General features: G+C 65.3%; 20 protein-coding genes. 11 read left to right on the top strand and 9 right to left on the bottom strand.

The window, feature by feature from the left end:
* Nucleotides 1-42 precede the first annotated feature (42 nt).
* From ACFVUS_RS24605 to ACFVUS_RS24585, 5 genes are all read left to right on the top strand, one after another.
* Complete coding sequence (locus ACFVUS_RS24605) at nucleotides 43-1473, top strand: sugar porter family MFS transporter (RefSeq protein ID WP_387770803.1); 1431 nt, start codon at nucleotides 43-45, stop codon at nucleotides 1471-1473.
* 312 nt (nucleotides 1474-1785) lie between these two features.
* Nucleotides 1786-3582 carry an FAD-dependent oxidoreductase gene (locus ACFVUS_RS24600; RefSeq protein WP_387770800.1) on the top strand — a complete coding sequence of 599 codons (1797 nt, stop codon included), beginning with the start codon at nucleotides 1786-1788 and terminating at the stop codon, nucleotides 3580-3582.
* Nucleotides 3583-3638: 56 nt separating this feature from the next.
* The gene (locus tag ACFVUS_RS24595; protein WP_387770797.1) at nucleotides 3639-4736 is read left to right on the top strand and encodes a calcium-binding protein; all 1098 of its coding nucleotides are present in this window, start codon (nucleotides 3639-3641) and stop codon (nucleotides 4734-4736) included.
* 170 nt (nucleotides 4737-4906) lie between these two features.
* The gene (locus ACFVUS_RS24590) at nucleotides 4907-6349 is read left to right on the top strand and encodes a carotenoid oxygenase family protein (RefSeq protein ID WP_387770794.1); all 1443 of its coding nucleotides are present in this window, start codon (nucleotides 4907-4909) and stop codon (nucleotides 6347-6349) included.
* Nucleotides 6350-6462: 113 nt separating this feature from the next.
* The gene (locus ACFVUS_RS24585; protein WP_387774669.1) at nucleotides 6463-7365 is read left to right on the top strand and encodes an oxygenase MpaB family protein; all 903 of its coding nucleotides are present in this window, start codon (nucleotides 6463-6465) and stop codon (nucleotides 7363-7365) included.
* Nucleotides 7366-7422: 57 nt separating this feature from the next.
* Here ACFVUS_RS24585 and ACFVUS_RS24580 read toward each other — a convergent pair whose 3' ends face one another.
* From ACFVUS_RS24580 to ACFVUS_RS24565, 4 genes are all read right to left on the bottom strand, one after another.
* Complete coding sequence (locus ACFVUS_RS24580) at nucleotides 7423-8298, bottom strand: oxygenase MpaB family protein (RefSeq protein WP_387770792.1); 876 nt, start codon at nucleotides 8296-8298, stop codon at nucleotides 7423-7425.
* Nucleotides 8299-8394: 96 nt separating this feature from the next.
* Nucleotides 8395-8919 carry a cytochrome C5 gene (locus ACFVUS_RS24575; protein ID WP_387770789.1) on the bottom strand — a complete coding sequence of 175 codons (525 nt, stop codon included), beginning with the start codon at nucleotides 8917-8919 and terminating at the stop codon, nucleotides 8395-8397.
* A gap of 34 nt (nucleotides 8920-8953) precedes the next feature.
* Nucleotides 8954-9715 (bottom strand): IclR family transcriptional regulator, encoded by a 762-nt coding sequence (locus ACFVUS_RS24570; protein WP_387770786.1) that lies wholly within the window; start codon nucleotides 9713-9715, stop codon nucleotides 8954-8956.
* Between the two features lie 33 nt (nucleotides 9716-9748).
* Nucleotides 9749-10999 carry an MFS transporter gene (locus ACFVUS_RS24565; protein ID WP_387770783.1) on the bottom strand — a complete coding sequence of 417 codons (1251 nt, stop codon included), beginning with the start codon at nucleotides 10997-10999 and terminating at the stop codon, nucleotides 9749-9751.
* Nucleotides 11000-11326: 327 nt separating this feature from the next.
* Between ACFVUS_RS24565 and ACFVUS_RS24560 the strand changes: the two genes are divergently transcribed.
* The 4 genes from ACFVUS_RS24560 (at nucleotide 11327) to ACFVUS_RS24545 (ending at nucleotide 15519) form a co-directional block, all read left to right on the top strand.
* Nucleotides 11327-12970 carry a bifunctional 3-(3-hydroxy-phenyl)propionate/3-hydroxycinnamic acid hydroxylase gene (locus ACFVUS_RS24560; RefSeq protein WP_387770780.1) on the top strand — a complete coding sequence of 548 codons (1644 nt, stop codon included), beginning with the start codon at nucleotides 11327-11329 and terminating at the stop codon, nucleotides 12968-12970.
* Nucleotides 12967-13539: a VOC family protein gene (locus tag ACFVUS_RS24555; protein ID WP_387770777.1), complete on the top strand. Its 573-nt coding sequence runs from the start codon at nucleotides 12967-12969 to the stop codon at nucleotides 13537-13539. Before ACFVUS_RS24560 ends, ACFVUS_RS24555 begins: the two co-directional genes overlap by 4 nt.
* Complete coding sequence (locus tag ACFVUS_RS24550) at nucleotides 13536-14471, top strand: fumarylacetoacetate hydrolase family protein (protein ID WP_387770774.1); 936 nt, start codon at nucleotides 13536-13538, stop codon at nucleotides 14469-14471. Before ACFVUS_RS24555 ends, ACFVUS_RS24550 begins: the two co-directional genes overlap by 4 nt.
* Nucleotides 14472-14775: 304 nt before the next feature.
* Complete coding sequence (locus ACFVUS_RS24545) at nucleotides 14776-15519, top strand: hypothetical protein (protein ID WP_387770771.1); 744 nt, start codon at nucleotides 14776-14778, stop codon at nucleotides 15517-15519.
* Between the two features lie 64 nt (nucleotides 15520-15583).
* Here the strand turns inward: ACFVUS_RS24545 and ACFVUS_RS24540 are convergent, their stop codons facing one another.
* Genes ACFVUS_RS24540 through ACFVUS_RS24525 form a run of 4 tightly spaced genes read right to left on the bottom strand, consistent with a single transcriptional unit; the run spans nucleotide 15584 to nucleotide 20209 of the window.
* Entirely contained in the window at nucleotides 15584-16519 is a 936-nt protein-coding gene (locus ACFVUS_RS24540; RefSeq protein ID WP_387770768.1) for an amidohydrolase family protein, read from the bottom strand.
* A gap of 24 nt (nucleotides 16520-16543) precedes the next feature.
* The gene (locus ACFVUS_RS24535) at nucleotides 16544-18298 is read right to left on the bottom strand and encodes a CocE/NonD family hydrolase (protein WP_387770765.1); all 1755 of its coding nucleotides are present in this window, start codon (nucleotides 18296-18298) and stop codon (nucleotides 16544-16546) included.
* Nucleotides 18299-18314: 16 nt separating this feature from the next.
* The gene (locus ACFVUS_RS24530; RefSeq protein ID WP_387770762.1) at nucleotides 18315-19538 is read right to left on the bottom strand and encodes an amidohydrolase family protein; all 1224 of its coding nucleotides are present in this window, start codon (nucleotides 19536-19538) and stop codon (nucleotides 18315-18317) included.
* Between the two features lie 56 nt (nucleotides 19539-19594).
* The gene (locus tag ACFVUS_RS24525) at nucleotides 19595-20209 is read right to left on the bottom strand and encodes a DedA family protein (RefSeq protein ID WP_387770760.1); all 615 of its coding nucleotides are present in this window, start codon (nucleotides 20207-20209) and stop codon (nucleotides 19595-19597) included.
* Nucleotides 20210-20292: 83 nt separating this feature from the next.
* Between ACFVUS_RS24525 and ACFVUS_RS24520 the strand changes: the two genes are divergently transcribed.
* The gene (locus ACFVUS_RS24520; protein WP_387770757.1) at nucleotides 20293-21228 is read left to right on the top strand and encodes a LysR family transcriptional regulator; all 936 of its coding nucleotides are present in this window, start codon (nucleotides 20293-20295) and stop codon (nucleotides 21226-21228) included.
* A 62-nt stretch (nucleotides 21229-21290) separates the two neighbouring features.
* Here ACFVUS_RS24520 and ACFVUS_RS24515 read toward each other — a convergent pair whose 3' ends face one another.
* Nucleotides 21291-22445: a methyltransferase gene (locus ACFVUS_RS24515; RefSeq protein WP_387770754.1), complete on the bottom strand. Its 1155-nt coding sequence runs from the start codon at nucleotides 22443-22445 to the stop codon at nucleotides 21291-21293.
* A gap of 277 nt (nucleotides 22446-22722) precedes the next feature.
* On the opposite strand from ACFVUS_RS24515, the gene ACFVUS_RS24510 reads away from it, so the two are divergent.
* A complete protein-coding gene (locus ACFVUS_RS24510) occupies nucleotides 22723-23715 on the top strand; it encodes an amidohydrolase family protein (protein ID WP_387770751.1) in 993 nt (330 codons plus the stop codon).
* Nucleotides 23716-23717: the final 2 nt, after the last annotated feature.

Raw genomic sequence — 23717 nt, 5'->3', positions numbered from 1 at the left:
CTACCCAGCCTTCAGCGATAGCCAGGTGACGGGAGCGGCGTTATGCAGGGATTCTCGCGGGACGCGGGAGTGCGCGGACCTCTGGAGCAGATTCCGGCCGCCGGTAAGCGCAAGGTTGTGGCGTGGGCGACGGTCATCGCGGTGGGTGGCTTCCTTTTCGGTTACGACACCGGCGTCGTCTCCGGTGCGCTGCTGTATATCAGCGCGGAATTCGACCTGAATTCGGCGCAGCAGGGCAGCATCGTCAGCGTCCTGCTGATCGGCGCGATGGTCGGCGCGATGTCCGCGGGCAGAATCGCGGATCGCCTCGGACGCCGCGGCGCACTGGCCGTCGAGAGCGCGGTGTTCATCGGCGGCACACTGCTCGCGGTGGCGGCGCACGACTACTGGGTGCTGCTGATCGCGCGCGTCGTACTCGGGCTGGCGGTCGGTGCGGCCTCGGCGACGGTGCCGGTCTATCTCTCGGAGATATCGCCCGCCGAGATCCGAGGCCGGATCCTGAGCCTGAATCAGCTCTTGATCACCGTCGGCATCGTGGTGTCCTACCTGGTCGACCTGGGCTTTTCCGGCAGCGGCAACTGGCGCGCGATGTTCGCGGTCGGACTCATTCCGGCGGCGGTGCTATGCGTCGGCGCGCTGTTCGTGGTTCCCGAGTCCTACGTTTGGCTGCTCGCGCGCGGGCGTGAGGAGCAGGCGCATGGACTGGTAGCCGGGGTCGCGGGGACCGAGCTGGCGGATCGGTTGATCGAGCGATTCCACGAACAGCGGGCGGCGGACGACTCCGAGTCCGTCGGGATGCGCGCACTACTCGCGCCTCGGGTGCGCCCGGCGTTGATCGTCGGGGTGACGATGGCTGCGATTCAACAGTTCGGCGGCATCAACACCATCATCTATTTCGCGCCGACGATCATCGAGAAGACCGGGCTGAGCGCCTCGAATTCGATCTTCTACTCGGTGTTCATCGGCCTGGTCAATCTGATCATGACCGTGGTCTCGATGAGCACCGTCGACCGGTTCGGCCGTCGTGTACTGCTGATCGCGTCACTGCTCGGGATGCTGATCACCGTCTCGCTGCTCGGGCTGACCTTCATCGTGCAGCTGAATTCGACGCTGTCGCTGGTCTTCATGGTGCTCTACATCGCGTGCTTCGCCGGCGGGCTGGGTCCGGTGTTCTGGGTGATCGTGGGTGAGATATTCCCACCGCGGTTGCGCGCCCAGGGCTCCAGCGTCGCGACCACGGTCAACTGGTTCTCGAATTTCGTTGTCAGTCAGGCATTTCTGCCATTGGCCGGTGCGCTCGGGCAGGGGCAGACCTTCCTGATCTTCGGTGTCATCTGCCTGCTGGGCCTGATGTTCGTCACCCGTTTCGTGCCCGAAACCAAGAACAGAAGTTACCCCGAGATCGACACCGCGCTACACGAACGCTTCGAGCGCGGCAGCCACACCGATCCCGCGCTGGGCAGCGCCCGCTGAATCCGGCACTCACGCATACTCTTTGGCGCTGTCAAGGCGACTGCTATGGGGTGCGCCGGGCGGTTGTGACCCCAGCCACTTGACCTTGAACCGCAGAAGAATGATTACTAACTTAACACGGGTATCGGTAGTATTTGATGCACGTTGGGTGGGGTCTCGACATGACGAACTGTAGGTAACTTCCTGCTGCTGGACCGCGCAGATCCTGCCGCGGCGAGCGATGTGGCTCGTACCGGTCGACCGAGCAATTCCGCAGCGCTGCCAGGCCTTTCGCGCATGGCAGGTGCCATCATCACGCAGTTGGAGAATGGGATGGTTGATTCGACGCGCCCGGAAAAGGGTGTCTCACCGTTTTCTCGTCGTACCCTGCTCAAGGTCGCGGGGGCGGCCGCGGGGGGAACGGCACTGGCCGGAACCCGCAGATTCACCGCGCGTGCGGCGGCCGATGCGGGCCGGGTCGCGGTGCTCGGTGGCGGCGTGGCCGGGCTCAGTGCCGCGCACGAACTGGCCGAGCGCGGCTTCGCCGTCACCGTGTACGAGCGAAAAGCCTTCGGCGGCAAGGCCAAAAGCATGTACGTGCCGGGCACCGGCACCGATGGCCGCCGGGATCTGCCCGGCGAGCACGGGCACCGCGGCTACTTCGGCTTCTACCGCCATCTGCCCGACACCCTCGGCCGAATTCCGTTCCCCGGCAATACCAATGGCGTACTGGGGAATCTGGAAACCCTCGCCGATGTCAGCCTCGCCCGCGCCGGGCGGCTGCCCGATTGGGTGCTGGAAGATCCCGTGCACACGCCCGGTCAGATCAATCTGGACAGTTTGCGCCAGATGCTGATCGGCACTATCGCGCACGCTGTCTTCATCCCGCCGTGGGAGGCCGCCTACGTGGTGGACCGCATTCTGGTGTATCTGACCAGCTGCGATGAGCGGCGATACGGGCAGTGGGAGCACGTGTCGTGGTGGAACTACCTCGGCGCGCCGTCACGATCGATCGACTATCAGCGGGTATTCGGCGGCTCCGCGCAGATCATCCAGGCGCTCAAAGCCCATGTGGCCAGCGCTCGTACGGCCGGACAGGGCATCGAATCGATCCTGTTCTCCGGATACCTCCAGCTCCCGGGTAGTTCCGGACCGCTCAACCGAGTGATGAACGCACCGACCAATGAGGCGTGGATCGACCCGTGGATCCGGTATCTCGAATCGATCGGGGTCGAGTTCCGCATGCCCGCAGAGGTGGTCGGTTTGGATCTGGACGGTGATCGGATCGGCGGGGCGCGGGTGCGCGGCCCCCGCGGGATCGAATCGGTGCGCGCGGACTGGTTCGTGCTGGCCGTCCCGCTGGAACGGGCCACACCCTTGTTGACAGACTCCGAATTATCTTCGCGTGACCCGCAATTCGAGAAGCTGACGCAATTGCAGACCTCATGGTCGAACGGGATCCAGTTCTATCTCAACCGCAAGCCCGCGGTGCTGCGCGGTCATGTCGCGCATATCGACTCGCCGTGGAAACTGGTCTCGCTGCCGCAGGGACAGATCTGGAAGGAGAACTTCGGTCAGACCTGGGGATCGGGTCGCGAGCAGGACTGCCTGTCGGTGGTGATCTCCGATTGGGTCGAGGAACCCGGTGTGCTGTACGGCAAACCGGCCAGCCGATGCGCCCCGCAGCAGATCGCCGATGACGCGTGGGCGCAGATGAAGATGCATCTCAACGATTCCGGCACGGACATTCTGACCGATGACATGATCGAGTCGTACTTCATCGATCCGGCGGCACAGGATCTGGGCACCGATGAGCCCTACAACGATGAACGCTATTTCCTCAATACCGTCGGCTCGTGGGACTTGCGCCCGAGCGCGCGGACCGCGATTCCCAATCTCTTCCTGGCCGCGGATTACGTTCAGACACCGAAGAATATCGACTTCACCTCGATGGAGGCCGCCAATGAAGCCGCTCGGCACGCGATCAACGCACTGCTGGACGCGGCGGGCTCACGCGAACCGCACGCGGCGCTGTTCGACGGCTACCGGCCACCCGAACTCGAACCCTTCAAAGCGGTCGACCGGGCACGGTATCTGGCGGGGCAACCGAACCTGCTGGACATCGGATGAGGCGCGCGCGAGGTGGCGCAGTGCTGGTCGCGCTCGCCATATCGATTGTGGGGACAGTGTTTTCGACCGGACCGGCCGCGGCGCAGCCGCCGAGCTGCCACGGTCACCCGGCCACCATCGTCGGGGCCGGGTACATCCGGGGCACCCCGGGTGACGATGTGATCGTCGGGTCCGACGGCATCGACTGGATCGACGGCGGCGCGGGCAATGACATCATCTGCGGCGGGGGTGGCAATGACTTCGTCATCGGCGGCCTGGGCGATGATCTCGTCGACGGCGAGGCGGGTACCGACGCGGTTATCGGCGATCAATTCGCGCTGGTGGGAAATATCGACGCCGACGGCGGGAATGACACGGTGCTGGGCGGTCCGGGCGATCTGGACATTATCGCCGGGGACAATGCGATCATCGTCGGCGATGTCTCGGGTCACGGTGGCAACGACCTTCTCGACGGCGGCCCCGGCAACCTGGACATCCTGCACGGAGACAACGCCTCGTTCCGCGGCAATGCCTCCGGTGCGGGCGGCGATGACGAATTGACCGACGCCGCAGGCGATCTGGAGATCTTCGTCGGCGACAACGGCGCCATCACCGGCATCGCGAGCGGACCGGGCGGGAACGACACCATCACCGATTCCTCCGGTTCGGTGTTCTCGATGAACGGCGACAACACCAGCTTATACGGCGCGAATGGGTTGGGCGGCAACGACTTTCTGACCGGTCCGCCCGGCGGATCCGGATTCGTGGCCGGTGACAATCAATCAGCGCTCGGGCCCACCGTCAGCGGCCCGGGCGGTGACGATGTCATCGTGCTGGGCGACGGGCCGAACGGTCTCGGGGCTCCGGTCAAGGGCGACAATATCGTCGCCGCGCTCGATGTCACGATCGACGGCTTGGTGCTCGGACTGCTCGGCATGCCCGGGGTGCAGCGGATGCCGATCCCGGTCTCGGTGCTCACCGGGTATCTGCCGGGGCTGTTCGGCTACACCCTGGGAGGCGGCAATGACCGCATATCGGGTGGTCGCGGGAATGACAGCATCGACGGCGGTCCGGGTGACGACGTGATCGACGGTGGCGGCGGAATCGACCGTTGCGATGGGGGAGGGGGACGAAATGTTGTGCGGAACTGCACAATTGGTGCCCCGACAGGCTGATCGACACCTGCGCTGCCGGGTCATCCAGGGGAGGAATTCACATCAACATACGCGTTGACTCGAACACTGAACGCTGAGAGACTGAAGCGGAAATCATCTCAACGTCTCTTGTCGGCCATGTTGAGGAAATGACGGCCGGGTAGAGCCGAACCAGAGGGAGAGGAAGGCTCATGTCCCCGGTAGCCGAGACTCGCAATACGCTCACGCGTGCGTTCGAACCCGCGCTGGAATGCCCCAAGGAAGTCGAACTCGAGGTGTCCGGCGCGATTCCGCCCGAGCTGCGCGGCACCCTGTATCGCAATGGCCCGGCGCGGTTCGAGGCCGGGGGCTTCCGCGCCGAACACCCCTTCGACGGTGATGGCCTGGTGACCAAGTTCGTCATCGACGCCGGCGCCGTCCGGTTCCGGTCCCGATACGTGCGAACACCGAAATTCCTTGCCGAGGAACGCAACCGGGGCGCGAGCGTGCGCGGTCTGTACAGCCAGGCCGCCGGGCTGCGCGCCAACCTCGGCCGCCCGCCGGCCGACAACGCCAACACCCACGCCGTGGTGCACGCCGATCGACTGCTCGCACTCAGCGATGTCGGCCGCCCGTGGGATATCGACCCCGTTGACCTGAGTACCAAGGGCCCCTGCGATTTCGGCGGGACGCTCTCGCGCCTGTCCCGCTTCTCACCGCACCCGAAGATCGATCCGGTGACCGGCGAACTCTTCAATTTCGGATTGGATCTGGCTGTGGGGCGCAAGATCTCGCCGTCGCTGCGCTGCTACCGGGTGGATCCTTCGGGGCGGGCGCGCACCCTCGGGGTGATCCCGCTCGACGACGTCATCGTGCAGCATGATTTCGCGATCACCGAACACTTCCTGGTCTTCGCGCTCGCACCGATCACGGTCGATCCCGTGCGGGCGGGACTGGCCATGCTCGGCCGCGGAACCCACGGTGATGCCGCCGACTACCGGCCCGAGCGAGGTATGCGCATCGTTCTGATGCCTCGTGACGGCGGCAGGCATCGGATCATCGAATGCGAACCCTTCATCTACGTGCACATCGACAACGCCTACGAAGATGGCGACGATGTGGTGCTCGATGTGGTGCGCCACGAATCGCTCGAATTCCTCACCGGCGCACTGAAGAAATTCCGCGACGGCCTACCCGCCGTCGGTCGTCCGGTGCGGGTGCGGATCAGCCGGACCGGACGTGTCGAACGTGAGGATCTCGGCGAGTTCACCTCGGTCGAATTCCCCATGCACGATGAGCGACGCACCGGCAGGATGCACCGGTTCAGCTACTTCGCCGCCTATCACCCCGAAAGTGCCGGAGCGATAGTCAAATTCGACCATCGAGCCGGAATCGAACGCCGCCACCAATTCACCGCCGGGGAGTTCCCGGGTGAGCCGATCTTCGTCCCGCGATCAGCCACGGCCGCCGAAGACGACGGCTGGATCTTGGCCCTGACCTACCTTGCGGCCGAACATCGCACCGCGCTGATCATCCTGGACGCCAAGGACATCGAACGTGCGCCGCTCGCGATCGCACGTCTGCACGGGCACGTATTTCCCGGATTTCACGGCAGTTTCACCGACCGCGTCGCTCCGGCCGGAGTCGCGCGCTGATTCGAGAAAGGACCACCATGCCCCTGGACACACCGCGCTGGGAGCCGAATTACGATGATCCACACAGTGATTCGTACATTCAGGAAGACCACGCACCCACCGTGCATCGCCGTATGTCAGTCGCGAAATCTCCCGATCCCGGCAGCGCGCCGCCGTTGACCTTGGAACGAACCCGTATCAACATTCCGTCCGCGCACCCGGTCGGCGGCAAACGACTGCCTCAGTTGCCGGATGCGCTCGATTTCTGGGGGCTGTCCAACGCACCGGCGAATGTGGCCATGCAGATGGCGTGGCCGGAGGTCGGGCGCGGCGTGGTGGAGAGCACGGTCGAATCCGGTGCGCTCATGAAGCATCCGTGGAAACGGCTGCGCACCACCGCTTCCTACCTGGCCGTGGCCATTCTGGGCACCGATGAGGAGAAGCGGGCCATCCGTGAGGCGGTCAATGTCGCGCATCGGCAGGTGCGGTCCCAGCCCGGCGCGCAGGTGAAATACAACGCCTTCGACCGCAGTACCCAGCTGTGGGTGGCCGCGTGCCTGTACGTCGGCTTCGAGGATTCCTACCAGATGTTGCACGGCAGAATGGATTCCGAACAGGCCGAGGCGTTCTACTCGACGGCCGCGACGCTCGGCACCACCTTGCAGGTGCATCCGGATATGTGGCCGAAGACCCGGGCGGATTTCGACGCGTACTGGGTGGACGCCTGCCGGCGGGTGAGTATCGACGAGGAGGTGCGCGCATATGTCGACGACCTGCTCCACCTACGGATGATCCACTGGTATCTGCGGCTGTTCTTCGGCGGACTGCTGCGTTTCCTGACCGCCGGATTCCTGGCCCCGCATATGCGCGAGCATATGGGCGTGGCGTGGAGCGCGGCGGATCAGCGGCGGTTCGAGCATCTTTTCCAGTTCGTGGGATTCGTCAATCGATTCCTGCCCAAGTTCCTGCGCAATGTCGGCGGACCGCAGATCGGCTATGTGCGACACCGGATTCGAAAGCAGCAGTCGCTGGTGTGACAATCGGTTTCCATAGCGCACGGTGGCCCGCTTCATGGCGGGCCACCGTGCTGCCGGTCAGACCAGCGACTTGCCCAGCGCGTGGCGTCGGCGCATATCGCGCAGATAGTTCTCGTAGGGATAGAGGCGATACCGCTGCGGCAACCGGACCAGAACCCGCCCCGTGGTGCGCATGAGAATCTCGAACGCCCGCTGCCTGCCCGGGCTCCATTCCAGGCCGAGTTCATCCCGGAAGCGTTGCGGGAGAAAGCCCGTGGTGAGGAAACGGTTCAGTGGGCCGAGCGCGAGACGGTATTTGCGTTCGTACGGGCCGAGGTTCACGACCTGGTCCAGCAGATACTTCTTGACCCCCGCGTCCACCGAGATCTCGCGAAGTGAGGTGTTCCAGTACTCGGCGAATGCCGCCCGGTCGATCGGCCACAGGTCCGCACCCATCTGCAACGTGGTGCCGAATCGTGCCGACTCGCGGTAGAGGTCGTCTTCGGTCGCCTCGTCGAGTGCGCCGTAGAACAGCACCTGATAGTCGCGCACACCCTGATAGATGCACGCGGCCACCCACAGTTGCAGCTTCGGATCGAACGCGTTGTATTCGACGCTGCTGTCCGGAGCGGACTTGACGATGCGATGCGAGGTGTTCGTGGCCGCGCGATAGAGCCGTCGGTCCTCCTCGGTGCCGAGCATCGCCACCGCCAGATAGGTCAGCGTGGTGCGCCCCCGCTTGCGGGGATGCAGGTCGTACCGGCCACTTTCGACCATGCTCTCGTACACGCCGCGCCCAACGGGTGGATTGCTCAGCTGCATGATCACATTCGCCGCACCGCCCATAAGCGCTCCGATGCCCACCATGTACTGCCGGCGGCGTTCGATCGCCTCCGGATCCGCCGCTACTGCTTCGATCCGCGGCGTCTCGGCGGATCGAATCGGTCGTACCATCATATCCCCTGATGAGTTGTTGAGATGGTTTCCCACTCATCTTCTCACTCTCCAGGGTGTCGGACAACCCGGGCCGTGAGCCGGGCGGCACGCGGGCTAGCGGTTCTCGATCCCGCCGAGATGGTCGAGGAGGTTGTCGACCGAGTCGAATTCCATGGTCTCGACGTCGTCGTCCCGGTCGTCCACCATGACGCCGTCCACGAGGAGGTCCTCATCGAGTTGGACTCGAATCCAGCTGTCGGGGAACTGCTTCGGGGCGGCGAAGGACAGCAGGATCGCATCGTGGAAGACCACGCTGGAGGTGAGCGTCAGGTCCTCACGCAGGTCGGTGGATTCGACGATGAGTTGGTCGGCGACCGCTTCCTCGATCTCCCGAGCGATCGAATCGGTGATCAACTGCCAGCGCTCAGGGGTAATGGTGAGCAGTTGCCTGATCGCGGCCACGAGGGCGGTCGAGTCCGGGGTCGGATAGTCGTCGAGTTCGGGATCCACATTGACCGCGACATCGACTGCGGCGCTGGGAATTCGGGCAGTTCCGTGAATGAATCCGTCGCCAATCTGCGGGGAGCTGAGCAGCCCGCTGCGTGCTATCTCGTCCATCAGGGCGTCGAGCGGATTCATAGCATGTGTCTCTTCATGTCGGGTGGTCTCAGGTTCAGCCGAGTCGGGTGGTGAGTTCTTCGACGGCCCAGCGCAATTCGGCCGAGAGTTCGTCGATCCTGGCCGGTAGGATCCGAAAGGACGGACCGGACAGGGACAACGCGCCCCGGACGCCGCCGCGCGCGTCGTGGATGACCGAACCCAGTGCGGTGAGGCCGGTTTCGGATTCGGCTTGGTTGATGCCGTAGCCGCGGGCTCGGACCTGGTCGAGCTCCGATTCGAGGGCGCGGCGGGTGTGGACCGCGTCCTCGGTGCCGCCGGTGAGGCGGGCGGCGGGATAGCGGCGGCGCAATTCGGCGGAATCCAGCACTGCGAGAAGGGCTTTGCCCGCGCCGGTGGTGTGCGCGGGAGTGCGGTGGCCGGTACGCAGACCGGCGCGGATGACCTGCTTGCCTTCCACGCCGTCCACGAAGACCAGTTCGGTGCCCTCGAGGGTGACCAGGTGCACGGTTTCGGCGGTGCGTTCGGCGAGTTGCTCGAGGATGGGGCGGGCCGCGGCTTTGAGGTCCGCCGCGCCCATGACGGCGATGCCGAGTTCCACCAGCGCCGGGCCCGCGCCGAACGCCTTGGTGGCGGGGTCCTGGCGGAGCATGTCGCGGGCCTGAAGGGTGGTGAGCATGCGGTGCGCGGTGGAACGAGCCACGCCCAGCTCACGCGCCACGGCGGCAATGCGGAGTTCGGGTTCGTCCTTGAGCATCAACAGGATTCGAATGGCGGTGTCCACGGATTCGATGGGATATCCGGCGGCTACGGCCACGGTTCCTCCTGCTGATGCGACCGTGCGATCGGTCTAGGGTGTTCTGCTGACCAGAACACTGTACTCGGACTGGGACGCGGGACGAATGAGGCCGACGAAGGCCGCGGCGATTACCGCGGGCACGATGAGCGCGTAGAAGCCGATGGCCGGGGCGGACCAGGTTCCGGTGACGGCGCTGACGTACGCGGGTCCGGCGATGGCGCCGATGCGGCCGAGGCCCATGATCAGCCCGAGTGCGGTGCCGCGCAGGCGAAGTGGATAGGAGCCGGTGATGTAGGCGTTGAGCAGGTTCTGCGTGCCGAACGCGCCGATACCGGCGGCCGCGGACATGAGCAGGATCAGCCACGTCGCGCCGACCACGCTGAGGGCGAGCATGGCCACCGATGCGCAGACCAGGCAGGCGATGATCGTTGCCTTGGTCCAGCCGCGATCGGCGATCAGTGTCGCGATCAGGGTGCCCGCGATCGCGCCGCCATTGAAGGCGACGGTGAAGCCCAACGCGGAGTGCAGATCGTGGCCGCTATGCACCAGCAGCGTGGGAAGCCATACCGCGACAGCCGAAACGAGAAGCAGTACAAAGAAACTCGCGGTGGAGAACAGCACGGTGAGGCGGCGGAACCGCGGTGAGTGCAGCGCGCGCAGCGGTGCGTGCTCCTTGGCTTCCAGGCTCGCGGCCAGGTTCGGCACCAGATACCAGCACGCCGGAATCAGTAGCAGTGCCAGCGCTCCGAACAGGAACAACCATTGAAATGACCACTGCGGCAGCACCGCCCGGCCGACGAACGCGACGATCACTCCGCCGAGGGCGACACCGCACTGCGCGGCTCCCACATAGAACGCCCCGCGCCGGGCCGGAGCAGCATCGGCGACGAAGGTAATGGTCAGCGTGGTGAGACCGCCGATCCCGATACCCGTCAACCCGAGCCCGACGGCGAATATCGCCAGCCCCGGGGCGAAGGTGCTGATCATCATGGCAATCGACACCCACGCCAGGCAGACCAGCACCGGCGCGCGGCGACCCCAGGCGTCGGCGGCCCGTCCGGCCAGGAAACCGCCGATCGGCATTCCGACAGCCAGCACACTGCCCAGCATCCCGATCGTGGCATCGGTCGCCTGCCACGGCGCGTAGTCCAGCAGCGATGGCCCGACGGTGCCGAGTGCGCCCAGGTCCCAGCCCTCGAGCATCATGATCAGCACGCCGAGAGCCAAGATCCGGCGCGATCTCGCAGGGTTTGCGGGATTGCCGGGCGGAGTGTCGAGCGTCGGTCGGGTATCGGTGGACATGCGGGGACTACCTCTCGTACCAGGGTGGAGCGCGACGCTGCGGCCACCGTGAATGCCGAACTCCCGGTGCCGTTTTCGGCCGGATAGGCGCGTTCGAGCTGGCCCGGGACGATTCCTCCGGGCCGCGATCGGGCAAGCCATGTGTTCTGCTACACAGAACGTATACCTGTGTACGGAACAGCGCAAGAGTCCGATTTCTTGACGCAAGCCACCAAAAGTGGCTACTGTGCAGAACATGATCCGCTCTACAGAACAGAGTGAGCGTCGATCGAGTGCGCCGGGTAGCTCTTCGCGGCCCCGCGTACGGCACAGAGATCGGAATCGAATATGAATCCTCCACTGGCGCAGGGCGAATCCTCACTGCGCGTGGTGATCGCGGGCGGCGGCCCGGTCGGTTTGACGGCGGCGAATCTGCTCGCCGCCGCGGGCGTGGACGTGGTGCTGGTCGAACGCAATGCCTCGACCAGCGATGAGGCCAAGGCGATCAGCATGGACGCCGAATCGCTGCGCGTGCTGCACGGCCTCGGCCTGGGTGCGCGCCTGGACGCGGTGATCGCGCCGGGCACCGGGGTGCGGTTCTACGGGCGACGCCGGCAACGACTGTTCCAGGCACGCGGAGCACGCCCGTATGTGTACGGGTACGCGATCAAAAGTCAGTTCTCCCAGCCGGAATTGGAGCAGGTGCTGATGGAGCAGCTGCGCCGCCGCGACCACGTCACCCTGCACATGAGCACCGAGCTGGTGTCCTACCGCCAGGACGCCGAGGGAGTCGAGGTCACGTTGCGCGGCGCGGGCGGGGTCGAGAACACCGTGTACGCGGACTACCTGCTGGGCTGCGACGGCGGTCGCAGCACCGTGCGCAAAAAGGCCGGAATCACCATGGCGGGCAAGAGTTTCGACGATGTCTGGCTGGTGGTAGACACGGTCGGCGACAGCCATGACGACCGGTGCAGCATGCACTTCGGCGATCCGGAACGGCCCCGGGTGATCGTGCCCGGCGGCGAGGGCCGCTGCCGCTACGAATTCCTGCTCCGCCCGGGCGAGGGCGACGCCCGCGAACAGCCGCCCTTCGAACTGATCCAGCGGTTGCTGGCCCCGTACCGCACCATCACCCCGGACCAGGTGGAGCGGGCGGTCAACTACCGCTTCAGCGGTCTGGTGGCCGAGCGCTGGCGGGACCGGCGGGTGTTCCTGCTCGGCGACGCCGCGCACATGATGCCCCCGTTCGCGGGCCAGGGATTGAACTCCGGCATCCGCGACGCGGCGAATCTGTGCTGGAAGCTGGCACTGCTCGACAGCGGGTACGCCTCGCAAACCCTGCTCGATTCCTATGCGGCCGAACGCAAACCGCACGCCGAGGTCACCGTGCGCGCCTCGATCATGCAGGGCCGAATCGTGATGACCACGAGCCGCACGGCTGCTCTGGTCCGTGATGCGGTGATAGCGGCCATGCTCCGGATTCCCCGGGGGCAGCGGTATCTCGTGCACCTGAAGTATCTGCCCAGACCGCGCTTTCGTACCGGGCTGGTGGTGCGCGACGGCTCGCCCGCCGATGCGCTCGTGGGCTCGGCGCTGGACCAGCCATGGACCCTGCGCCCGGACGGCACCACCCGGCGACTGGACGGCGCACTCGGTGACCGCTTCAACCTGTTGGGAGTCGATGTCACCGAACAGGATTGGGACCGCGCCATCGCCGCGCTGCGACCACTTCCCATGCGCTGCGTCGATGTCGTACTCGGTGATCGACGGCCCCGCACCGGCGGACCGCGCGCCGCGATCGGCGATGCGGACGGCGAACTAGAAGCACTGCTGCACCCGGCGGCGGGCAAATTCGTCCTGTTACGCCCCGATCGCTATGTCGCGGCGGTCTTCCCGTCCGAACACGCCGGTGCGACCGCGGCGCGATTGCGCGCGGTGCTGGGCACCGGCCGACTCCTCGAAACCATCTCCGCAGCGAAAGGTAAGCAATGACAAACGATTTCACTCCCGCGATCGCGGAACTGGGCCACGTCGGCATCCGCTGTTTCGACATCGCGCGCCAGCTCGAGTTCTACACCGGCACGCTGGGCCTGACCGTCACCGACCACGATGAGAAGCTCGGCGTCTGGTTCCTGTCCGCGCGCCCCGATACCGAACACCATGAAGTTCTGCTCGCCGCCGGACGCACCGCCGCGGCGGACGCGCAACTGATCCAACAGGTTTCGTTCCGCTGCGCCTCGCTCGAGAGCGTGATCGGCTTCTTCCGGCGCTTCCGCGATCAGGGTGTGCGGCTCGACATGGTGGTCTCGCACGGCAATGCCGTCGGCGTGTACTTCTACGACCCCGAAGGCAATCGCTGCGAGGTGTACTGGCAGACCGGATTCGAGGCACGCCAACCCTTCATCGAGCACATCGACCTCGATACCGATCTGGATCAGCTGCTCGAGCGCATCCGCGCCTCGGTGGATCGCTACGGGAGCACCGGTTTCACCGAGCCCTCGTACGTGGAGTGGACCACCAACCACAACGTAAAGGCAATCAACACAGGAGAATCCGCGTGAAACTGACCCGCATTCGCACCGCCGCCGGAGTCGTCCGCGTTGGCATCGTGGAGTCCGACGGTATCCATCTGCTCAACGACCTGGACGATATCGCACCGCTGCTCGACGATCCGGATCGCTCGCTCGCCGAGGCCGCACTCGCGCGGGGCACGACCGGCGAGATTCTGAACCCGTCAGAGGTGCAATATCTTTCACCGATCGCCACACCCCCGACGGTGCGCGATTTCTACGCCTTCGAACAGCACGTGCGGGCCGGACGCAAATGGCGCGGTCTGGAAATGGACCCGGACTGGTATCGCATCCCGGTGTTCTATTTCTCCAATCCGTATGCCGCGACCGGCAGCGGCGACATCCCGATTCCGCCGGGCAGCACCAAGTTCGACTTCGAACTCGAGGTCGCCGCGGTGCTGGGTGGCTACGGCCGTGATGTGACTCCCGAACAAGCCGAGGGGCTTATCGCCGGTTTCTGTGTCCTGAACGACTGGAGCGCAAGGGATCTCCAGAAACGCGAGATGACGCTGTCCATGGGCCCGGTGAAGGGCAAGGACACCGCCACCAGCCTCGGACCGTGGCTGGTCACCCCCGATGAACTCGCGGCGTTCAAGGAGGGCACCGGCTACCGGCTCGCGATGCGCTGTGAGGTCAACGGGCAGAAGTACACCGAGGCCGTGTGGTCCGATGTGTACTGGTCTTTCGCCGAGATGATCTCCTATGCCTCGCGCGGCACCGAGGTGCGCCCGGGCGATGTCATCGGCAGCGGCACCTGCGGCACCGGCTGCATCAACGAACTGTCCCAAACACATTCGCCCGAACAGTTCCCGTTCCTGAGTGAGGGCGATGTCGTCACCGCCTCGATCGAGGGCCTTGGCGTACTGGAAAACCGCATCGTCGCCGGAGCTCCGGCCATTCCCTTGCGTGCGGGAACGATCTAACCCGACCGAATTCCATCCACCGAAAGCCCTTTTCGCACAATGCGGAAGGGGCTATTCGGCGTTTCCGTACGGCGTTCAACCAGAGGCGCTATTCGTCTCCCGAATACTCTTATTCGAATTCGAAATAGGTTTGAAGTGCCGTAGATCACCTGATAGTTTCGAATGTGATCCGGTACACGTCAAAGAGATCGGATCCCGAGCGAATTCGAATTATGCGATTCGCGGAAAACTTCCGGCGCCCAGCATATTTGGAGCCCTCGCGCGCGCCGAGAAGAGAATATCCAGAGAGATGGAGATGAGGCCGATGAAGACCTCGACGAAAAAAATCCACCGGGCCGTCGTGATCGCCGCCATCGCGGTATCCGCCGCAGTGGCGACCGCGGGCACCGCACAGGCTGACGCGGCCCCCGCGAACACCGATCCGAGCCGCCTGAGCGTGGACATCCTGCCCGGCGTTCGCTATACCAGCGATCTGTCCGACGGCTCGGTGGTGCTCAGCTCACCCATCGGCACCCTGACCACCCAGGGTGGCCAGTTCCAGGTACAGGACCCGATCGGGGCCACCGTGGTCGGTGAGCAATTCGCCGCACCGGTAGCCGCTGCCGCACAGGCGGATTCGACCCCGGAGACGTCGGTCGATGCCGTCGCCGCTGTCGCGCCCGTGGCCGGTCCGGGCGATGCTGTCGATCCGCAGGAGCGGTACCAGCGCGCGCTGGGCTCCGCAGCCACCCAGTTCGGCTTGGCGACCGGGATCGGGTCCCTGGTCGGCGGCACCATCGGACTGGTCGGCGGGTGCGTGCTCGGCGCGTTCACCGGCGGCTCGCTGTTCATTCCGGTGAGTGCCGGAACGCTCTCGCTGCCCGCCGCGGCGGCGGGTTGCGTTGCGGGCGGGGCGATGGCGGGGGGCTTCGGCGCGGCCACCGGTGCCGCGCTGGTCGGTATTCCGGTCGGTATCGCGGCGGCGTCGCAGTTCTTCAACACCATCAACGCGCCGCAGCCGGCGGTGCAGCGCCCTGTCGCCGAGCAGCAGACGCTCGTCCAGCAGTAACAATATGAACGATGATGGCCCGCACCGGAATCCGGTGCGGGCCATCATTCATGTGGAGGGGGATTCAGCTGAACAGTCGCACGGTGTTCTCGTGCATGACCTTGTCCAACAGTCCGCCCTCGAGAATCTCCGCCGCGTCCAGACGCTTTGCGTTGATATCGATTTCGGGCAGCGGAGTGAACGGGAAATCGCTGCCGTAGTGGATGTGCTCGGGATCGGCGACGCTCAACAGCGCGGGCAGCTGCTCGGGAACCGGCATACCCGCCAGATCGAAATGCAAACGGCGCAACGCGGTTCGCATGGGATCGGTCTTGCCGACCATCTTCGCCCCGATCACATCCACGCGAGCGGTGATCATCGGCAGCACCGCACCGGCATGAGGAACGATCACCCGGATATTCGGATAGCGCTCCAGGGTGCCCGACAGCACCAGATCGGTGACCGTACGGGTGGTGTCGAAGAGGAATTCGAGCATCGGGCGCGGATAGCGCAGCGGCTCGGCAGCACCCGTGCACACCCCGGCGGGGCTGGTGGGATGCATGAACAGCACCGCGCCCCGTCGATCGAGTTCGGCGTACACCGGTGCGAGGTGCTCGTTGCCCAGGTACATGCCGTCGAAGTTGGTCTCGAAGACCACACCCGCCGCGTCGAGTTCATCGAAGGCATAGGAGATTTCGGCCAGCGCGGCGTCGACATCGGGCAGGGGAGTCGAGGCGAAGAATGCGAACCGATCGGGGTGGGCGCGGTGCAGTCGCGCGCCTTCCTCGTTCACCCGGCGCGCCATCTCCCGGGCGGCGGCGTCATCGCCGAAGTGCACACCGGGGGAGGAGATCGACAGGTACGACTTGCGCACGCCGAGGCTGTCCATGGCCGCGAGCGCCGCGCTCTCGCTCCACTGCGGAATGAAGGGGATGCCGTCGGGCTGCGAATGCCCGTTGGCGGCCAAGGCTTCTCGATAGAACTCGGGCAGGTAGTGACAGTGCACATCGATTCTGGTCATGGGTTCTCCTATAGGTGTTCGGGACTAGCGGTAGGTGTGGCCCGCATCGGTGAATTTCGGTGGAATCACCGGGATCTGGAGATAGGCCTGATGCTCACCGCCGGTGTGCAGAATGTGTCGTCCGGCGTTGTCGGTCTGCCAGGTGAGCGGTTCGAACCATTCGCCGCGGATATAGTGCCCGGCGATCTGGACGCGAATACGCTGGCCCGCGTGCCAGATTCGGCTCGTGGGCCAGATGGGGACGTCGACCGCCACGATCTGACCCGGAGCCAGTTTCTCCTCGCCCGCGTGCGTGAGCACCGGGTGGTAGTCGGTGGATTTGGCCGCGTCCAGTGCACGGCGGGAGACGCGGAGTTTGCCCCACGCACCGGGATGCGGCAGGTCCACCACGTTGGTCGGGATCCATTCGCCCGTGGTGCTGAGCTTTTGGATATTGACGAACAGATCCATCTCGTCATGGCCGTCGGCCTCCACATACAACCGCAGGGTCGAATACCCGGTCAGCTCGGTATCGGCGGGGAAAGTCATATCGAAGGTGGCGACTCCCTCGACCCCGTCGTAGGCGATGCTCGATTGCGCGGCCACCGGGTCGGGGTGCAGGGAACCGGTCGCGGCATCGAGGTACAGCTTCTCGTATCGCGTTCGCGCGAGCGGGAATTCGTTCTCGGGGCGATTGACCTGGAAATCGCAGTCCAGCGCGTCCATGACTTCGAGCCGCACGTGCGGGGTCAGCTCCCAGCCGTTATGGATGCCCTTGAGGTAGCGGTCGAAGAATCGGCGCAGATCCTCGATATTGTGCGGGGAGTACATATCGGACCATTCGAAATCCCGATGTGCGCGTATCCATTTGCGCTCATCGCTCACCTGCCGAAATCCCTCGAACGCGCCGTGCAGATGGAAATGACTCCAGGAGGCGGTGATGTAGGCGGGCACCTGGATCTTGGTCAGATCGGGGATCTTGTCCCGCCAGTAGTTATTGAGAAATGGGTAGCGGCGGCCCATTTCGCCGATGTCCTCGACCAAGCCCGGCCCGGTCAGAAACCCAACGAGAGCCGAATGGAAGGTCAGACCCGGGACGCCGCCCTCGTACATGGCCTCGGTGAAAATATCCGAGGTGCCCTCCCACGGTGCGATACAGGCCAGGTGTGGTGGTTGCTGCGCGGCGATCGCCCACTGGGTGACCGCGACGCCCGAGTTGCCCGCCATCCCGACTTTGCCGTTGCACCAGGGTTGTTCGGCCAGCCACTCGACGAAGTCGTACCCGTCGCGGGCGTCCTGGGAGCCGTGGAAGTTGATATTGCCCTGCGAGTGCCCAATACCGCGCGGGTCGACGTTCGCGACCGCGTATCCGACGTGGCACCAGTAGCCCGGATCGGCTGATTCGAATTTGGCCAGCAGCGAGATCGTTTCGGGCGGAACGCCTTTGACGTCCCATTGGGTCAAGCCGTCACCGGGGCGCTTGCCGAAATAGCTCCAGGAGATGATGACCGGGACCGGCACATCGGTATCGGGACGGTAGATGTCGGTGTAGATGACCGTGCCGTCGCGCAGGGTCACCGGCTGGTCCTGATCGCACCGAATTCCCGGCGCGGCCAGGTAGCTTCGGGTGTTGAAAGGCGGGCAGTAGCCCAGGTAGCCGTTGCCCGCGAATTCGTCATCGCCGCCGTCGCCGAGATCCGGTGGGCGGCGCGCGGGTTTGTAGACCACATCGAACTGTTCGCCGTTATGGGTTTCGGTAATGATGGTCGACTCTGTGCCGCGGTGGGTTCGCGCTGTCATGGCTGCTCCTTTCGAGCTATCGGGACGCGTTGTCGACAACGACGACGCCGTCGCGCAGGACCTGGTGGATATCGGCCAAGACCGTGATGTCGGCGATCGGGTCGCCGTCGATGATCAGCAGGTCGGCGCGTTTTCCGTGTTCGACGGTGCCGATCGTGTCGGCCCGGCCCAGCAGTTCGGCATTGGTCCGGGTCGCCGCGACGAGCGCGTCGGCGGCGGGAATGCCCTGATCGTGCACCATCATCACCAGTTCATTGCGCAGTGCCCAACCGTGCATGCCCGCCGAATGCGCGTCCGAGCCGACGCCGAGTGTCACGCCGCTGTCGTAGGCGCGCTTGACCAGCTGATTGCCGTATCGCAGTGTGCGAGCGTCGGTTTCGGGTGTGGACTGGTGCTGATGGGCGACCATGGTGGCGACCAGGTACGCCCCGCGATCGGCCATCAGCTCGAAGAGTTCGTCGAAAGCGCCGGGGTCCAAGGGTTCCGGTGCGCGCATCAGTAGGTGTTCGATATCGTCCGACCCCGCGCGCACCGCCCGCAGAGCGTCCTCGAGCGTTTCGGTATGGGTGACCACGCGCAGGGCGCGTGCGTGCGCGGCGTCGATGATGGCGTCGGTGATTTCCCACGGCATCTTCAGCTCGGGGCGCGGCGGGCCGAATATCGCGTTGTTGGAGATGATGATTTTGATGAGATCGACACCGGCATCGGCCAATTCGTCGACCGCGTACTTGGCCTCGGCTGCGGTCTTGGGCACCCGAGCCGCTTCGCGCAACGCGACCGGGTCGTTGAACCAGACGCTGCCGTTCGGATGCCCGCCTTCGACTTGAAAGCTCGGGCCGCTGGTGAGAATTCGTGGACCGCTCAGTTCACCGCGGTTGATCTCATCGCGTACGGCGAGGCTGTCGGTGAGAAAGTCGCCCAGGCTGCGTTCGGTGGTGACGCCGTGCTGGAGCGCGCCCGCGCGCGCCGCGGCGTAATCGTCGGTGGCTGCGCGGCCGCCGAACGCGGGTGTATTGCCGAAACCCAGCCCGCCCAGGTGCACATGCGCGTCGATCAATCCGGGTAGCACCGTCCTGCCGTTCAGATCCACGATCGTCGCGTCATCCGGTATCCGGACATCGGTTCCCGCGGCAATGATCTCGCCGTCGGCGACCACGATGGTGGCGGCGGGGAGTGCGGGTTTGCCGGTGCCGTCGATCAGCAGGGCGCGCGTGTACGCGGTCGCTGGATTGCTCGTCATGGGAATCCTCTCGATGGATGTGGTTGGGCCGGAATGCCTCCGGTGACCAGGCAGGGTCATTGCGCCGTCTGCTTCGCGGCGGGTCCGCGCACGATGCGGCGGATGAGTTTGAACAGGATCAGCGGCACCAGCAGGATGAGCAGGCCCATGCCGACGTAGATCGCGAACTTCTGGAAGAACGGCCCGGCGAAGTAGCCGCCGATGATGAACAGTGCGCTCCAGAGCGTGGTGCCGGTGGCACTGAACGCCACGAAGCGCGCGAAGGAATAGCGCGAGGCGCCGATCATCAGTGGAATCGTGGTGCGCAGGAATGGGATCCAGCAGGCGAAGGCGGCCGCGGGTGCGCCGTGGCGGCGCAGTGCCGCCTCGCCCTTGGTCAGCAGGCGGCGGAATTTGGAGTCCGCGGGACGGCTGGAGATCCAGCCGTCGAATCGTCGCCCTGCGGCGTACGCGCCGATCGGGCTGACGATTGCGCTGGCGATGATGACGATCAGCACCAGGGGCAGCGAGACCTGGCCGCTCGCGGCGAGAATTCCGGCCAGGACGAAGAAGGGTTCGCCCGGAATGATCATCCCGGTCGGTATCCAGAAGAGCAGCAGGGTCAAGGCGGCGAACACGGCATAGAGAACCGGTCCGTGCACGCCATCGAGCACGGCGGTGATGTCAACCATGCAATCCAGTGTTATTGAGCTGGGGTTATTCGTGAAATCATTGATTTGTATCCGGCTATCACCACGGCTGATACCCTGACTTGATGTCTGCTCGCCCGGATCTGAATCTGCTGATCGCACTGCATGCGCTGCTCGAGGAACGCCATGTCAGCCGGGCCGCCGCGCGGATCGGGGTGAGCCAGCCCGCGGCCAGCGCCATGCTCGCCCGGTTGCGGCGGCACTTCGACGACGATCTGCTCGCGCGGGTCGGCAACCACTACGAATTGACGCCGCTCGGCACGCAATTGCGTGAGCAGGCGGGCGGTGTCATGCAGCTCTCGGACCGGTTGTTCGACACCAAATCCCAGTTCGACCCGGCCACCTCGGATCGCGAATTCGTACTCACCGTCTCGGACTATCTGGTGGCGGTGCTCGGGCCGAGCCTGCTTTCGGCCTTCGAGGCGCAGGCACCGCGTGCCTCGCTGCGGTTGCGGCAGTTCGTCAAACCGAACGAACTGCACTCCGATGCCTCGGCGCGATCGGAGGACGGATTGATCGCGCCACACGGTGCGTTTCCGCTCGGGGTGCCCAGTTTGCAGCTGTTCTCCGATGCGTGGGTGGCGCTGGTCGATCGAGACAATCCGATCGCGCAGCATCCACCCACCACCGAACAGCTACCCGAATTGCACTGGGTGCTCGGGCAATACGAGCCCGGCGAGCCGACCTTCATGATGCGCAGACTCGCCGAGCGCGGTGTGCAAATACGGCCGCGCGCGGTCATCGATCGCTTTGTGGCCCTGCCGTTGCTGGTGGCGGGCACCGATCGGATCGCGATCATCCAGCAGCGGCTCACGCGCGCGATCGACCTGCCGCCCACGCTGCGGGTGATCCCGTGCCCGTTCGACGCCGGGCCGATCAACGAAGCGCTGTGGTGGCATTCGGTGCACACCTTCGATTCCGGGCATCAGTGGTTCCGGACGCTGGTGCGCGATACCGCACGTGCACTCGATGCCCCGGCCGAGGTGACCGGGGGTTCCTGAGTTGGCACCGGTTGCCGGACCATCGGTTCCAGGCCTGGACCGATGGTTCCAGCCGGCCCGGTTCAGCGTTGCGGGGCCAGTCGCCACAGCATGGTGCGCTCGCGAGCACGGGCGGCATGCAGCGGGTCGGTGCCATCGGCCGCACGGGAGTGGCGCGGTGCGGTCTCGTCGGTGCCGAGCACCTCGAGTCCGGCTGCGGCGATGCGCGCGAGCAACTCCTCGCGGGTGCGCAGGCCCAGGTGTTCGGCCAGATCCGACAGGATGAGCCAGCCTTCGCCCTGCGCGGTGAGATGCTCGGCGAGTTCGCCGAGGAAGCGGTTGAGCATCTCGGAGGCGGCGTCGTAGATGCCCAATTCCAATGCCGACGTGGGGATTCCGGGCAGCCAGGGCGGGTTGCAGACGATCAGGTCCGCGCGAGTGGTGTCATCGGGCCACAGGTCGGCTTTCGTCACGTGGACGCGGTCGTCGAGGCCGAGCAGGCGGATATTCTCGCGCGCACAGCGCACCGCGCGCGGGTTCAGGTCGGTCGCGAGGATCCGTCGTGCGCCGCGTCGCGCCAGGACCGCGGCGAGCACTCCGGTGCCGGTGCCGATATCGAAAATCAGCGGGTCATCGACCGGAAAGGGAACGGCCGCAAGGAGATCGATGTACTCGTCGCGGGTGGGGGCGAAGACGCCGTAGGCGGGGTGCAGGCGGCCACCGACGGCGCCGATATCGATTCCTTTGCGATGCCATTCGTATGCGCTCATGACGCCGAGCAGTTCGGGGAGTGAGATAACCGTTGTCCCGCTGGGGGTTTCGGCGGACTCCGCCGGCACTTCCCCGTAGGCGTGCTCGTATGCCGCGTGCACATCGGGCGCCCGGCCCAGTTGAATCGAGCGATCGCCCTCGAGCTCGATCAGCACGCTTCCCAGCAGTGTGGCTCGGTGCGATCGGGCTTCGCGCTGCGCGTGAAAAATCGCGCCCAGGTCGACATGCTTTGCGGCCGAGGGGGACTTCCGCGCGAGGCGGCGATCCATGGCGCGCAGCAGATGCCGGGCATTGTGGAAGTCGCCCCGCCAGAGCAGTCCCGTGCCGGAACGGGCCAGGCGCAGGGCATGGTTCGCCGTGGTGCGATCGTCGATCACGACGATGTGCGCCGCGGCGGGAGTTCCGTTCTCCGAATGCCAGCGGGCGGTGTGGACGGTGTCGTTCTCGGTCCAGCTGATCGTGGACATGTGTGGCTCCCGTACGGGTCGAAGGTGTCGATGGCCGACGACGCTTCGGCGGGGAGCAGGGCGTGGCTACCTTCGAATGAAGTGCGGCGACGCGACGTGCTCCTGTGCCGTAGCGCGGAAGCGGCGGTCGCCCAAAACCAGGCCCATGTTCACTGCGGATCAGTACCTTCCGATCGGATACGGGTCAATCCTCGCACATCTGTGCGGATGGCCCGGAGCTGGGCATGCTTTGTGAATACTTTCGAATGTTTGCTGAATGTGCGTATCCTTCGCGACTATGCGCATAGATGTTCATAGTCACTACCTCCCACCGCGCTTCTTCGACACGATGGACTCGCTCGATGCCCGTGCGCGGGTGGAGTCCTTCGCTCACTACGGCGCACATCTCACCGCCTCGGCCCAGCGGCAGTTCGCCGCGGGCGACGCCGCGTTCATAGATCAGTGGATCGGCGAAATGAATAGCGCCGGAATCGATCTCACCGTCATGAGCGTGGGCGCGGTGCAGCCCTACTTTCCCGACGCGGGCTCGGGAATCACCGGCACCCGATTCGCCAACGAGATGATGCGCGAGGCCGTCGCTGCCGGAGCGGGTCGATTGGGCGCGTTCGGGAGCCTTCCGCTGCCGCATATCCCCGCCACGCTCGCCGAGATCGATTTCTGTTTCGACGAATGTGGTTTCCGCGGCGTGAATCTGGGGTGCTCGGTCGCCGGACGGCCCCTCGACGCGCCCGAGTTCGACGATGTCTGGGCGGCATTGGACGAGCGTGCGGCCACCGTGTTCCTGCATCCGGGCGCGACGCCGCAGATGGCCCCAGGATCGGCCGACTTCATGCTCACCCCCGCGTTCTGCGGGCCGACCGAGATGGCGATCGCGCTGTGCCGACTCGTTGCGGCCAAGGTGCCCTTGCGGTTTCCGAATATCCGGGTGATCGGCGGGATCACCGGCGGGACGATTCCCTATCTGTTCGGGCGGTGGGATCGCGGCCTTCGTGCCACCAATCCCGAATTGCACGCCGAACTCGGCGGTGTGCTGAAGCAGCTGCGCACGTTCTGGTACGACACCAGCCTCATCGAGGACCCGTATCTATTCGGCACGCTGCGTGATTCGCTCGGACTGGATCGGCTGGTGCTCGGCAGCGACACTCCGCGTGAACCGGCGACCGTCGCTGTCGACCTGGTGCGCGATGCCGAACAACTCACGGCGGCGGAGAAGGCCGCGATTCTCGATCTCAATGGGGCCGCCGCGTACGGCCTCGCGGAAGGACGCTGACA

This window comes from Nocardia sp. NPDC058058 (genome assembly GCF_042885355.1).
GTDB lineage: Bacteria > Actinomycetota > Actinomycetes > Mycobacteriales > Mycobacteriaceae > Nocardia.
Note: the sequence above shows the minus strand (reverse complement) of the source record. Positions and strands in the feature narration are given on the sequence as shown.

What these genes read in the sequence shown, in the direction of transcription:
- ACFVUS_RS24600 (WP_387770800.1), top strand. Translation starts at nt 1,786, where the DNA reads ATGGTTGATTCGACGCGCCCGGAAAAGGGTGTCTCACCGTTTTCTCGT.
- ACFVUS_RS24525 (WP_387770760.1), bottom strand. Translation starts at nt 20,209, where the DNA reads ATGGTTGACATCACCGCCGTGCTCGATGGCGTGCACGGACCGGTTCTC.
- ACFVUS_RS24555 (WP_387770777.1), top strand. Translation starts at nt 12,967, where the DNA reads ATGACAAACGATTTCACTCCCGCGATCGCGGAACTGGGCCACGTCGGC.
- ACFVUS_RS24580 (WP_387770792.1), bottom strand. Translation starts at nt 8,298, where the DNA reads ATGGTACGACCGATTCGATCCGCCGAGACGCCGCGGATCGAAGCAGTA.
- ACFVUS_RS24560 (WP_387770780.1), top strand. Translation starts at nt 11,327, where the DNA reads ATGAATCCTCCACTGGCGCAGGGCGAATCCTCACTGCGCGTGGTGATC.
- ACFVUS_RS24520 (WP_387770757.1), top strand. Translation starts at nt 20,293, where the DNA reads ATGTCTGCTCGCCCGGATCTGAATCTGCTGATCGCACTGCATGCGCTG.
- ACFVUS_RS24605 (WP_387770803.1), top strand. Translation starts at nt 43, where the DNA reads ATGCAGGGATTCTCGCGGGACGCGGGAGTGCGCGGACCTCTGGAGCAG.
- ACFVUS_RS24545 (WP_387770771.1), top strand. Translation starts at nt 14,776, where the DNA reads ATGAAGACCTCGACGAAAAAAATCCACCGGGCCGTCGTGATCGCCGCC.
- ACFVUS_RS24530 (WP_387770762.1), bottom strand. Translation starts at nt 19,538, where the DNA reads ATGACGAGCAATCCAGCGACCGCGTACACGCGCGCCCTGCTGATCGAC.
- ACFVUS_RS24590 (WP_387770794.1), top strand. Translation starts at nt 4,907, where the DNA reads ATGTCCCCGGTAGCCGAGACTCGCAATACGCTCACGCGTGCGTTCGAA.
- ACFVUS_RS24510 (WP_387770751.1), top strand. Translation starts at nt 22,723, where the DNA reads ATGCGCATAGATGTTCATAGTCACTACCTCCCACCGCGCTTCTTCGAC.
- ACFVUS_RS24575 (WP_387770789.1), bottom strand. Translation starts at nt 8,919, where the DNA reads ATGAATCCGCTCGACGCCCTGATGGACGAGATAGCACGCAGCGGGCTG.
- ACFVUS_RS24585 (WP_387774669.1), top strand. Translation starts at nt 6,463, where the DNA reads ATGTCAGTCGCGAAATCTCCCGATCCCGGCAGCGCGCCGCCGTTGACC.
- ACFVUS_RS24515 (WP_387770754.1), bottom strand. Translation starts at nt 22,445, where the DNA reads ATGTCCACGATCAGCTGGACCGAGAACGACACCGTCCACACCGCCCGC.
- ACFVUS_RS24540 (WP_387770768.1), bottom strand. Translation starts at nt 16,519, where the DNA reads ATGACCAGAATCGATGTGCACTGTCACTACCTGCCCGAGTTCTATCGA.
- ACFVUS_RS24565 (WP_387770783.1), bottom strand. Translation starts at nt 10,999, where the DNA reads ATGTCCACCGATACCCGACCGACGCTCGACACTCCGCCCGGCAATCCC.
- ACFVUS_RS24535 (WP_387770765.1), bottom strand. Translation starts at nt 18,298, where the DNA reads ATGACAGCGCGAACCCACCGCGGCACAGAGTCGACCATCATTACCGAA.